Here is a 12,345-nt window from a genome sequence, read left to right as displayed (position 1 = left end):
CGTACGCGGTTACGAGCGTGCGTACCCCTTCAGTCAGGAGAGACCGGTGTCAGACGTCCGTGTGATCATCCAACGCGATTCCGAGCGGGAAGAGCGCGTGGTGACGACGGGCACTACGGCTGCCGAGCTCTTCACCGGTGAGCGCACCGTCGTCGCGGCCCGCGTGGCCGGTGAGCTGAAGGACCTCGCGTACGAGGTGAAGGACGGCGAGGAGGTCGAGCCCGTCGAGATCTCCTCCGAGGACGGCCTCGACATCCTGCGCCACTCCACCGCGCATGTGATGGCCCAGGCCGTCCAGGAGCTCTTCCCCGAGGCCAAGCTGGGCATCGGCCCGCCGGTCCGGGACGGCTTCTACTACGACTTCGACGTCGAGAGGCCCTTCACCCCGGAGGACCTCAAAGCCATCGAGAAGAAGATGCAGGAGATCCAGAAGCGCGGCCAGCGCTTCTCGCGCCGCGTCGTCACCGACGAGGCCGCCCGCGAGGAGCTCGCGGACGAGCCCTACAAGCTGGAGCTCATCGGCATCAAGGGCTCCGCGTCGAGCGACGACGGCGCGGACGTCGAGGTGGGCGGCGGCGAGCTGACCATCTACGACAACCTGGACGCCAAGACCGGCGACCTGTGCTGGAAGGACCTCTGCCGGGGTCCGCACCTGCCGACCACCCGGAACATCCCGGCGTTCAAGCTGATGCGGAACGCGGCCGCGTACTGGCGGGGCAGCGAGAAGAACCCGATGCTCCAGCGCATCTACGGCACCGCCTGGCCCTCCAAGGACGAGCTGAAGGCGCACCTCGACTTCCTGGCCGAGGCCGAGAAGCGCGACCACCGCAAGCTCGGCAGCGAGCTGGACCTGTTCTCCATCCCGGAGCAGATCGGCTCCGGCCTCGCCGTCTTCCACCCCAAGGGCGGCATCATCCGCCGGGTCATGGAGGACTACTCGCGGCGCCGCCACGAGGAGGAGGGCTACGAGTTCGTCTACACCCCGCACGCGACGAAGGGAAAGCTCTTCGAGCAGTCGGGCCACCTGGACTGGTACGCCGACGGCATGTACCCGCCCATGCAGCTCGACGAGGGCGTGGACTACTACCTGAAGCCCATGAACTGCCCGATGCACAACCTGATCTTCGACGCGCGCGGGCGTTCGTACCGCGAGCTGCCGTTGAGGTTGTTCGAATTCGGAACCGTCTACCGGTACGAGAAGTCGGGCGTCGTGCACGGCCTGACCCGGGCCCGCGGCTTCACCCAGGACGACGCGCACATCTACTGCACCAAGGAGCAGATGGCGGAGGAGCTCGACAAGACGCTCACCTTCGTCCTGAACCTGCTGCGCGACTACGGTCTGACCGACTTCTACCTGGAGCTCTCCACCAAGGACCCGGAGAAGTTCGTCGGCTCGGACGAGATCTGGGAGGAGGCCACCGAGACCCTGCGGCAGGTGGCCGAGAAGCAGGGCCTCCCGCTGGTCCCGGACCCGGGCGGCGCCGCGTTCTACGGCCCGAAGATCTCCGTGCAGTGCAAGGACGCCATCGGCCGCACCTGGCAGATGTCGACCGTGCAGCTGGACTTCAACCTGCCGGAGCGCTTCGACCTGGAGTACACCGGCCCGGACGGCTCGAAGCAGCGCCCGGTCATGATCCACCGCGCGCTGTTCGGCTCCATCGAGCGGTTCTTCGCGGTGCTCCTGGAGCACTACGCGGGCGCCATGCCGCCGTGGCTGGCCCCGGTCCAGGCGGTCGGCATCCCGATCGGCGACGCGCATGTCGAGTACCTGCGGGAGTTCGCCGCCGAGGCGAAGAAGAAGGGCCTGCGGGTCGAGGTGGACGCGTCCTCGGACCGGATGCAGAAGAAGATCAGGAACCACCAGAAGCTCAAGGTGCCGTTCATGATCATCGTCGGCGACGAGGACATGGCGGCCGGCACGGTCTCGTTCCGCTACCGCGACGGTTCGCAGGAGAACGGCATCGCGCGCGACGAGGCGCTGGCCAAGCTGCTCAAGGTCGTCGAGGAGCGGGCGCAGGTCTGACGCCCTCACCGCCCGACGCGGCCCCCGGGAAGCCCTGCTCCCCGGGGGCCGCTCCTCGTCCCCGCACGTGAAGTCATATGCTGCACAGCATGACGAGTGAGCCGGAACAGCAGATCGGGGTGGGTGTCCAGGACGCCTTTCAGCGCCTGTGGACGCCCCACCGGATGGCCTACATCCAGGGTGAGAACAAGCCGACCGGCCCGGGTGCGGGCGACGGCTGCCCCTTCTGCTCCATCCCGGCCAAATCCGACGAGGACGGGCTGATCGTGGCCCGCGGCGAGCATGTGTACGCGGTGCTCAACCTCTACCCGTACAACGGCGGCCACCTCATGGTCGTGCCCTACCGGCACGTCGCCGACTACACGGACCTGGACGCCGCCGAGACGCTGGAGCTCGCGGAGCTCACCAAGCAGGCCATGACGGCCCTGCGGACCGCGTCCGGGGCGCACGGCTTCAACATCGGCATGAACCAGGGCACCGTGGCCGGGGCCGGTATCGCCGCCCATCTGCACCAGCACATCGTGCCCCGCTGGGGCGGCGACACCAACTTCATGCCGGTCGTCGGCCACACCAAGATCCTGCCCCAACTCCTGGGCGACACCCGCAAGATGCTCGCGGAGGCGTGGCCGCCCAGGGGCTGAGGTTCACGCGTCGTACGAGTCCGCCCTCCGCGGCGCCGGGTCCTGGACCATGCCGCTGAGCATCATCGAGCGGTTGTTGAAGCGCTCGATGTCCACGCCGTGCTCGTCCAGCACCTTCATCGCGGCGGCGTGCACCACGCGCAGGACGGGCGTGGCCGCGCGCATCGCGTCGTCGGCCATGAAGCGGTGGCGCCAGGGCTTGTCGGCCCAGGCGTGCCGCAGGCCGAACGGCTCGGGCAGCACCAGCTTGCCGCCGAGGTGGTCCAGGAGCGGCGGGTACCAGGTGAGCGGGGCGCGGGCGGCGAGGCGGACGACCTCGCGCGGCTCGACCAGCGGGAGCTGTATCTCCTTCTTCTCCCAGAACTTGAAGGTCTTGTCGACCGACTTGGTCTTGGGGCTGGGCTTGGTGGTGAACAGGGCGTGCACCGGGCCCAGGGCGTGTCCGGTGACCTCGATGCGCAGGGTCTCGTGGAGCACGGTCACGGTGATCATCATGGTGATCACCAGCTGGCCGTCCCAGAGGGTGAACTGCACGCCCAGGTAGTGGCGGTTGCCGCTGGAGAACTGCTGCTCGTTGCAGATGCGCTGGACCTCGTGCTGGCGCACCTGGAAGTTGTCGACGTCCTGGCCGGTGGGCCGGGCGACCTCCTTGGCGTTCTCGCCGACGGGGGAGACGACCCAGTTGTTGACCGAGGGCCTGGGGAAGCCGCCGGTGTGCAGGGGGCCGCGTTCGAGCAGCTGGAGGCGGTCCTGAATGGACCTTATGACGTCCCAGCTGCGGAAGCCGTGGATCTCCTTGCCCGGCTCCTTGGGGACGAGCTCCTCGGCGAGCTGCCAGCTGCCCCAGCGGGTGCCCATGCCGAGTATGCCCTTGGGGCCGGCGTAGAAGACGGCGTTGCTGTGCTGCTCGGCGGTGAGCTTGGCGAGGTTCTGGCGCAGCTGCTCGGCGGCCGTCTCGTGCGGGTTCTTCGGTACGGCCTCGGGGATCCGGGCGCCGACTCCGCCGCCGCTGAGGAGGCCGCTCCAGCGGGCCCGCAGGTCCTTGGCGGTGGACTCGCAGATCTGCTTGGCCCAGAACCAGCCGAGCACGGGCATCACCAGCATGGCCCGCAGATAGATCGCGAGGAAGCCGCCGAAGGGCAGCTTGACCAGGGCGATCACGGCGAGCACGGCGAACGCGACGAGCAGCAGGTTGCCCAGCGCCCCGACGCGGCGGTCCTTGGCGCCGGCCAGCGTGCGGCGCAGCTGGAAGAGGCCGAGCCACAGCAGCAGTCCGGGCAGGAAGAGCACGCCGAAGACGCCGGTGACCAGGGTGAGCCTGGCGTCGCGCTCCTTGCGGATGCGGATCGCGGCGAGGCAGTGCTCGACGACCGTCTGCGGTTCGGTGCCGAAGGACTGGATGAGCGCCTTGCGGGTGGCGCCGAGCATGCGGGACTGCACGGCGCGGGAGAAGGCCTCACCGAGGTTCGGCTCGAAGAGGGACAGCCGGGGTTTGGTGACCGTCGACTCGTGCCACTCGTTGTTGGCCTTGAGTATGTCGGCGACCAGGCTGTCCCGGTAGGCGGCCGAGGCCAGCGCCTGGGTCGCGGCCGTCTGGCCCGCCGCGCCCTGGAGCGGGACCTGGGCCCCGGGTGAGAAGTCGAATGGTTCGTCCGCCACTGCCGCCCCCATCGCCGCACGCTGTCGCTCTGCGGCCTCTTCCCGACTGCCGTTCCCCGCACACCTGCTGAGCAGGGACACAGCGTATCGGGGTCGGTGCCCCTGGTACACGGCGCATCGGAATGCCGCCCGCCGCAAGGGGGTTGGGCGGGCGGCGTTTCCGACGATCCGTCAAGTACCGTACCTAAGCGGTATTTTCCACCTGATCCCGGATCCTCTCGGCCAGTTGCGGAGGCATCGGCTCGTGCCGGGCGTAGCTGCGGTCGAACCGTCCGGTGCCGTGCGAGACGGAGCGCAGGTCCACCGCGTACCGCCCGATCTCGATCTCGGGCACCTCGGCCCGCACCAGGGTGCGCCCCGGGCCCGCCTGCTCGGTCCCGACGACGCGGCCCCGGCGGCCGGACAGATCGCTCATGACCGGGCCCACATAGTCGTCGGGGACCAGCACCTGGAGCTCGGCGACGGGTTCCAGGAGGTGGATGCGGGCGTCGGCGGCGGCCTCCCGCAGGGCGAGCGCCCCGGCGGTCTGGAAGGCGGCGTCCGAGGAGTCCACCGAGTGGGCCTTGCCGTCCAGGAGCGTGATCCGTACGTCGACGAGCGGGTAGCCCGCGGCGACGCCCTTGGCGGCCTGGGCGCGTACGCCCTTCTCGACCGAGGGGATGAACTGGCGCGGCACCGCGCCGCCCACCACCTTGTCGACGAACTCGATGCCGGATCCGGGCGGCAGCGGCGCCACCTCGATCTCGCAGATCGCGTACTGGCCGTGGCCGCCGGACTGCTTGACGTGCCGGCCGCGCCCGGTGGCGGTGTCGCCGAAGGTCTCGCGCAGCGACACCTTGTACGGGACGACGTCGACCTGGACTCCGTACCTGCTGCGCAGCCGCTCCAGGGCCACGTCCTTGTGGGCCTCGCCCAGGCACCACAGGACCAGCTGGTGGGTGTGCGGGTTCTGCTCCAGGCGCATGGTCGGGTCCTCGGCGACGAGCCGGGAGAGGCCCTGCGAGAGCTTGTCCTCGTCCGCCTTGCTGTGGGCCTCGATGGCCAGCGGGAGCAGTGGGTCGGGCATGTCCCAGGGCGCCATGAGCAGCGGGTCGTCCTTGCCGGAGAGGGTGTCCCCGGTCTCGGCGCGGGTCAGCTTGGCCACACAGGCGATGTCGCCCGCGATGCAGGAGCTCAGGGTGCGCTGCTGCTTGCCGAAGGGCGAGGAGAGGGCGCCGATCCGCTCGTCGACATCGTGGTCCTCGTGGCCCCGGTCGGTCATGCCGTGGCCGGAGACGTGGACGGTCTCGTCGGGGTGCAGGGTGCCGGAGAAGACGCGGACCAGGCTGACCCGGCCCACGTAGGGGTCGGACGAGGTCTTGATCACTTCGGCGACCAGCGGGCCGTCGGGGGCGCAGACCGGGGTGGGGCGCGCGGAGCCCTGCGGGGTCGTCACGTCGGGCGCGGTGCGCTCCAGCGGGGTCGGGAAGCCGCCCGTGACGAGCTCCAGGAGCTCGACGGTGCCGATGCCCTGGCGGGCGCCCTCGGCGGCGGGGGCGGCCGCCAGGACCGGGTGGAAGGTGCCGCGCGCGACCGCCCGCTCCAGGTCGTCGACGAGGGTCTTGACGTCGATCTCCTCGCCGGCGAGATAGCGGTCCATGAGGGTCTCGTCCTCGCTCTCGGCGATGATCCCCTCGATCAGCCGGTTGCGGGCCTCCTCGACGAGCGGGAGCTGCTCGGGTCCGGGCTCGGCCTCCTTGCGCTCGCCGGACGCGTAGTCGTAGACGCGCTGCGAGAGGAGCCCGATCAGGCCGGTGACGGGCGCGTGGCCGTCCGGTCCCTCGGGTCCGTGCAGCGGCAGGTAGAGCGGCAGTACGGCGTCGGGGTCGTCGCCGCCGAACGCCTCGGCGCACACCCGGGTCATCTCGGCGAAGTCGGCGCGGGCCGCCTCCAGGTGGGTGACCACGATGGCCCGCGGCATGCCCACGGCCGCGCACTCGTCCCACACCATCCGGGTCGCGCCGTCCACGCCGTCCGAGGCGGAGACGACGAAAAGGGCCGCGTCCGCCGCTCGCAGACCGGCCCTGAGTTCCCCGACGAAGTCGGCGTATCCGGGGGTATCCAGGATATTGATCTTGCAGCCGCCCCACTCCACGGGGACCAGCGACAGCTGGACCGAGCGTTGCTGCCGGTGTTCGATCTCGTCGTAGTCGGAGACGGTCCCGCCGTCCTCGACCCGGCCCGCGCGGTTGACGGCTCCCGCCGTCAGCGCGAGCGCTTCCACCAATGTCGTCTTCCCGGATCCGCTGTGGCCGACCAGCACCACATTCCGTACGGATGAGGGGTGGTCGGCCGTAGCTGCCCTGCCGGCGGCTCCGGGATGTGCACTCGCCTTGTCGCCCATGCCGTTCCTCCCGTATGGCTTCCGTTTCTTGCACGGTGAGGTGGTGAAAGGGCGCGGCCGCGCGGAATCCTCCCCCAGCCCCCGGCCCGGGCGGTCCCCGGCGGAGGCGGCTTCGCGTGCCCGCGGTCTTTCCAGCGTTCCACTCCGGTCACTGTGCGTCCATACGTCGTACGGGAACGCGGGCCGGGAAGGGTGCGCGGCGATGGAGGCCCCCGGGCCTGGCTACGATGGGCCAGCCGGTGGCCAGCAGGGCCGCGCGGCCACACCGACCGTCGGGAAGGCCATGCTGAACAAGTACGCGCGTGCATTCTTCACGCGTGTCCTCACGCCGTTCGCCGCGTTTCTGCTCCGCCGGGGGGTGAGCCCGGATGCCGTGACCCTGCTCGGCACGGCCGGAGTGATGGCGGGGGCGCTGGTCTTCTTCCCCCGGGGCGAGTTCTTCTGGGGCACGATCGTCATCACCTCGTTCGTCTTCTCCGACCTGGTCGACGGCAACATGGCCCGCCAGGCCGGGATCTCCAGCCGCTGGGGCGCGTTCCTCGACTCGACGCTCGACCGCGTCGCGGACGGCGCGATCTTCGGCGGCTTCGCCCTCTGGTACGCGGGCAACGGCGACGACAACGTGCTGTGCGCGGTCGCGATCTTCTGCCTCGCCAGCGGCCAGGTCGTCTCGTACACCAAGGCGCGCGGCGAGTCGATCGGACTGCCGGTCGCCGTCAACGGCCTGATCGAGCGGGCCGAGCGCCTGGTGATCTCGCTGGTCGCGGCCGGTCTGGCGGGACTGCACAAGTTCGGCGTGCCGGGCATCCAGATCCTGCTGCCGATCGCGCTGTGGATCGTGGCCGTGGGCAGCCTGATCACCCTGGTCCAGCGGGTGGTGACGGTGCGCCGCGAGGCCGCGGAGGCCGACGCCGCCGCCGCGGCCGGCGAGGCGGCCTCATGAGGGAACGGCTGACGGACACGCTGTACGGACTGGGCTGGGCCACCGTCAAGAAGCTCCCCGAGCCGATGGCCACGGGCCTGGGCCGGCGGATCGCGGACACGGTGTGGAAGCGGCGCGGCAAGAGCGTGCTGCGGCTGGAGTCCAACCTCGCGCGCGTGGTGCCCGACGCCTCCCCGCAGCGCCTGGCCGAGCTGTCCAAGGCCGGAATGCGCTCGTACATGCGGTACTGGATGGAGTCGTTCCGGCTGCCCGCCTGGAGCAAGGACCGGATGAAGACCGGTTTCGAGCCGCAGGACGTGCACTACCTGGTCGACGGCCTCGCCTCCGGCCGGGGCGTGGTCCTGGCGCTGCCGCACATGGGCAACTACGACCTGGCGGGCGCCTGGGTCACCACCAAGCTGGACACCCCGTTCACCACGGTCGCCGAGCGGCTCAAGCCGGAGACGCTGTACGACCGGTTCGTCGCCTACCGCGAGAGCCTGGGCATGGAGGTCCTGCCGCACACCGGCGGCTCGGCCTTCGGCACGCTGGCCCGGCGGCTGCGCGACGGCGGCCTGGTCTGCCTGGTCGCCGACCGCGACCTGTCGGCCTCCGGCGTCGAGGTGAAGTTCTTCGGGGACACCGCGCGGATGCCCGCCGGTCCGGCCCTGCTGGCCCAGCAGACGGGCGCGCTGCTGCTGCCCGTGACGCTCTGGTACGACGAGTCGGCCGTCATGCAGGGCAGGGTGCACCCGCCGATCGACGTGCCGGAGACGGGCACGCGCGCGGAGAAGACCTCCGTGATGACCCAGGCGCTGGCGGACGCCTTCGCCACCGGAATCGCCGAACACCCGGAGGACTGGCACATGCTGCAGCGACTGTGGCTCGCCGACCTTGAGGAGCGCCGGGCGTGAGGATCGGCATCGTCTGCCCGTACTCCTGGGACGTCCCCGGCGGCGTCCAGTTCCACATCAGGGACCTGGCCGAGCATCTGATCCGGCGCGGCCACGAGGTCTCCGTCCTGGCCCCGGCCGACGACGAGACGCCGCTCCCGCCGTACGTGGTCTCGGCGGGCCGGGCGGTGCCGGTGCCCTACAACGGCTCGGTGGCCCGGCTCAACTTCGGCTTCCTCTCGGCGGCCCGGGTGCGGCGGTGGCTGCACGAGGGCACGTTCGACGTGATCCACATCCATGAGCCCGCCTCGCCGTCCCTGGGCCTGCTGAGCTGCTGGGCGGCGCAGGGCCCGATCGTGGCGACGTTCCACACCTCCAACCCGCGCTCGCGGGCGATGATCGCGGCGTACCCGATCCTCCAGCCCGCCCTGGAGAAGATCAGCGCGCGGATCGCGGTGAGCGAGTACGCGCGGCGCACGCTGGTCGAGCACCTCGGCGGCGACGCGGTGGTGATCCCCAACGGCGTCGACGTCGACTTCTTCGCCAAGGCGGAGCCCAAGCCGCAGTGGCAGGGCGACACGCTCGGCTTCATAGGGCGCATCGACGAGCCGAGGAAGGGCCTGCCGGTCCTGATGAAGGCGCTGCCGAAGATCCTGGCCGAGCGCCCGCAGACCCGCCTGCTGGTGGCGGGCAGGGGCGACGAACAGGAAGCCGTGGCGTCCCTCCCTCCGGAGCTGCGCTCCCGGGTGGAGTTCCTGGGCATGGTGAGCGACGAGGACAAGGCGCGCTTCCTGAGCAGCGTCGACGTGTACGTGGCGCCCAACACCGGCGGCGAGAGCTTCGGCATCATCCTCGTCGAGGCCCTGTCGGCCGGGGCGGCGGTCCTGGCGAGCGACCTGGACGCGTTCGCGCAGGTCCTGGACCAGGGCGGCGCGGGCGAACTCTTCGCCAACGAGGACGCGGACGCGCTGGCGCGCTCGGCCCTGGCTCTCCTCTCCGACCCGTCCCGCCGAGCCGAACTCAGCGCCCGCGGCTCAGCCCATGTGCGCCGCTTCGACTGGTCGACGGTAGGCGCGGACATCCTCGCGGTCTACGAAACGGTGACGGACGGCGCGGCCTCGGTGGCAGCGGACGAACGCCCCGGGTTCAGGGCGAGATTCGGCTTGGCGAGGGACTGAGGGCCCGGAGTTCGTCTGCGGCCCGGTGGTGGGCTGGTCGCGCAGTTCCCCGCGCCCCTGAAAATGCCGCTGCGCGGCAATCCCCTGGGCGCCCCGCAGGGGCGCTTAAGGGGCGCGGGGAACGGCGCGAGCAACCGACCACGGTCCGCAGACGAAGACGGCTTAAGGGGCGCGGGGAACGGCGCGAGCAACCCACCACAACCCGCACACAAGCACCGGCCCGTTAAGGGGCGCGGGGAACTGCGCGACCAGCCCACCACCGGCCCGCAGACAAGCACCGGGCAATAAGGGGCGAAGCCCCAAGCGGGGTCCGGGGCCATAGCCCCGGGCACCCCGTCTCCACCCCCCCCAGCCCCCCGGAGGGCCCGGTAGCCTTGCCGCCCGTGACCGCAACCCTCATCTGGACCGCCATCGCCCTCGTAGCGATCGGCCTGTACCTCAGCTGGACCGCCGGCCGCCTCGACCGCCTGCACGCCCGTATCGACGCCGCCCGCGCCGCCCTCGACGCCCAGCTGCTGCGCCGCGCCTCGGTCACCCAGGAACTGGCCACCTCCGGAGTCCTGGACCCCGCCGCGTCCATCGTCCTGTACGAGGCGGCGCACGCGGCACGCCAGGCCGAGGAGGAGCAACGGGAGGTCGCCGAGAGCGAGCTCAGCCAGGCGCTGCGGGCCGTCTTCGGCGAGCCCGCCCAGGTGGACGCGGTCCGCGAGGCCCCCGGCGGCGTGGACGCGGCGGAGGAGCTGGCCCAGGCCGTACGCCGCGTCCCGATGGCCCGCCGCTTCCACAACGACGCCGTACGCGCAGCCCGCGCCCTGCGCAGGCACCGCAAGGTCCGCTGGTTCCGGCTGGCCGGGCACGCCCCGTTCCCCCTCGCCTTCGAGATGGACGACGAGCCCCCGGCCGCGCTGGCGGACCGCCCGGGCTCACTGCCGTAACCGCCAGGGACCGCCTGCCAAGGCGCCCACCGGCCAGAACGGCCAGCCACACGGCCAGCCAAACCGCCCGGCAAAACGATCCACCGCCTCCACATTGGCCCTTGCAGTGGACTGGTCCGCCCGGCGACCCTCTGAGGCAGTAGAGAACCCCTTCTTCACCAGCGAGGTCCCGTGTCCAGCACCCTGCCCACCAGCGCCCAGAACCCCGAGACCGGCACCGCGCGCGTGAAGCGCGGCATGGCCGAGCAGCTCAAGGGCGGCGTGATCATGGACGTGGTCAACGCCGAGCAGGCGAAGATCGCCGAGGACGCCGGCGCCGTGGCCGTCATGGCCCTGGAGCGGGTGCCCGCCGACATCCGCAAGGACGGCGGCGTGGCGCGCATGTCGGACCCCAACATGATCGAAGAGATCATCGAGGCCGTCTCCATCCCGGTCATGGCCAAGTCCCGCATCGGCCACTTCGTCGAGGCCCAGGTGCTCCAGTCCCTCGGTGTCGACTACATCGACGAGTCCGAGGTCCTCACCCCGGCCGACGAGGTCAACCACTCCGACAAGTGGGCCTTCACGACCCCCTTCGTCTGCGGCGCCACCAACCTGGGCGAGGCCCTGCGCCGCATCGCCGAGGGCGCGGCCATGATCCGCTCCAAGGGCGAGGCCGGCACCGGCAACGTCGTCGAGGCCGTCCGCCACCTGCGCCAGATCAAGAACGAGATCGCCAAGCTGCGCGGCTTCGACAACAACGAGCTGTTCGCCGCCGCCAAGGACCTGCGCGCCCCGTACGAGCTGGTCAAGGAGGTCGCCGAGCTCGGCAAGCTCCCCGTGGTGCTGTTCTCCGCCGGTGGTGTGGCCACCCCCGCCGACGCCGCGCTGATGCGCCAGCTCGGCGCCGAGGGCGTCTTCGTCGGCTCCGGCATCTTCAAGTCGGGCGACCCGGCCAAGCGCGCCGCCGCCATCGTGAAGGCCACCACCTTCTACGACGACCCGAAGATCATCGCGGACGCGTCCCGCAACCTGGGCGAGGCCATGGTCGGCATCAACTGCGACACCCTCCCCGAGGCCGAGCGCTACGCCAACCGCGGCTGGTAAGGCACAGGTACCGAAGGACATGAGCAGCACACCCGTCATAGGCGTCCTGGCCCTCCAGGGCGACGTACGGGAGCACCTGATCGCCCTGGCCGCGGCGGACGCCGTGGCCAGGCCGGTCCGGCGCCCCGAGGAGCTCGCCGAGGTGGACGGCCTGGTCATCCCCGGCGGCGAGTCCACCACCATCTCCAAGCTCGCGGTCCTCTTCGGGCTGATGGAGCCGCTTCGCGCGCGCGTGGCCGACGGCATGCCCGTCTACGGCACCTGCGCCGGCCTGATCATGCTCGCCGACAAGATCCTCGACCCGCGCTCGGGCCAGGAGACGATCGGCGGCATCGACATGATCGTGCGCCGCAACGCCTTCGGACGGCAGAACGAGTCGTTCGAGGCCACCGTGGAGGTCACCGGAGTCGGCCCCGTCGAGGGCGTCTTCATCCGGGCACCCTGGGTGGAGTCGGTCGGCGCGCAGACCGAGGTCCTCGCCGAGCACGGCGGCCACATCGTCGCGGTGCGCCAGGGCAACGCCCTCGCGACCTCGTTCCACCCCGAGCTGACCGGCGACCACCGGATGCACGCGCTCTTCGTGGACATGGTGCGCGACGCCGGGTGACCCGCTCCCGGTAGGATC

The 12,345-nt window shown here is 70.9% G+C and carries 10 protein-coding genes; 8 read left to right on the top strand and 2 right to left on the bottom strand.

What is annotated here, in order from left to right; translation table 11 throughout:
- The first annotated feature begins 46 nt into the window (after window positions 1-46).
- Together thrS and BX283_RS10820 are read left to right on the top strand one after the other, a co-directional pair.
- A complete protein-coding gene (gene thrS, locus BX283_RS10825; protein ID WP_101387413.1) occupies window positions 47-2,023 on the top strand; it encodes a threonine--tRNA ligase in 1,977 nt (658 codons plus the stop codon).
- A 77-nt stretch (window positions 2,024-2,100) separates the two neighbouring features.
- Window positions 2,101-2,664, top strand: a complete 564-nt coding sequence (locus BX283_RS10820) for an HIT domain-containing protein (RefSeq protein ID WP_101387412.1) — start codon at window positions 2,101-2,103, stop codon at window positions 2,662-2,664.
- Between the two features lie 3 nt (window positions 2,665-2,667).
- Here the strand turns inward: BX283_RS10820 and BX283_RS10815 are convergent, their stop codons facing one another.
- A complete protein-coding gene (locus tag BX283_RS10815) occupies window positions 2,668-4,323 on the bottom strand; it encodes a hypothetical protein (protein ID WP_101392272.1) in 1,656 nt (551 codons plus the stop codon).
- Between the two features lie 184 nt (window positions 4,324-4,507).
- Window positions 4,508-6,706, bottom strand: a complete 2,199-nt coding sequence (locus BX283_RS10810) for an elongation factor G-like protein EF-G2 (RefSeq protein ID WP_101387411.1) — start codon at window positions 6,704-6,706, stop codon at window positions 4,508-4,510.
- A gap of 202 nt (window positions 6,707-6,908) precedes the next feature.
- Here BX283_RS10810 and pgsA point away from each other — a divergent pair, with 202 nt between their 5' ends.
- The 6 genes from pgsA to pdxT all read left to right on the top strand — a co-directional run bounded on the left by pgsA (window position 6,909) and on the right by pdxT (window position 12,327).
- Complete coding sequence (gene pgsA / locus BX283_RS10805; RefSeq protein ID WP_101387410.1) at window positions 6,909-7,649, top strand: phosphatidylinositol phosphate synthase; 741 nt, start codon at window positions 6,909-6,911, stop codon at window positions 7,647-7,649.
- Window positions 7,646-8,542 (top strand): phosphatidylinositol mannoside acyltransferase, encoded by an 897-nt coding sequence (locus BX283_RS10800; protein ID WP_101387409.1) that lies wholly within the window; start codon window positions 7,646-7,648, stop codon window positions 8,540-8,542. The genes pgsA and BX283_RS10800 overlap by 4 nt, the downstream gene beginning before the upstream one ends.
- A complete protein-coding gene (locus tag BX283_RS10795; protein ID WP_101387408.1) occupies window positions 8,539-9,699 on the top strand; it encodes a glycosyltransferase family 4 protein in 1,161 nt (386 codons plus the stop codon). Before BX283_RS10800 ends, BX283_RS10795 begins: the two co-directional genes overlap by 4 nt.
- A 383-nt stretch (window positions 9,700-10,082) precedes the next feature.
- On the top strand, window positions 10,083-10,634 hold the full coding sequence (locus tag BX283_RS10790; protein ID WP_101387407.1) for a hypothetical protein: 552 nt from the start codon (window positions 10,083-10,085) through the stop codon (window positions 10,632-10,634).
- 171 nt (window positions 10,635-10,805) lie between these two features.
- Entirely contained in the window at window positions 10,806-11,720 is a 915-nt protein-coding gene (gene pdxS, locus BX283_RS10785) for a pyridoxal 5'-phosphate synthase lyase subunit PdxS (protein WP_101387406.1), read from the top strand.
- A gap of 19 nt (window positions 11,721-11,739) precedes the next feature.
- Window positions 11,740-12,327 (top strand): pyridoxal 5'-phosphate synthase glutaminase subunit PdxT, encoded by a 588-nt coding sequence (gene pdxT / locus BX283_RS10780; RefSeq protein ID WP_101387405.1) that lies wholly within the window; start codon window positions 11,740-11,742, stop codon window positions 12,325-12,327.
- Window positions 12,328-12,345 lie beyond the last annotated feature (18 nt).

The organism is Streptomyces sp. TLI_146 (genome assembly GCF_002846415.1).
In the GTDB taxonomy this organism is placed as follows: domain Bacteria; phylum Actinomycetota; class Actinomycetes; order Streptomycetales; family Streptomycetaceae; genus Streptomyces.
The sequence above is the reverse complement of the archived record's forward strand: the minus strand, read 5'-3'. Positions and strand labels throughout refer to the sequence as shown.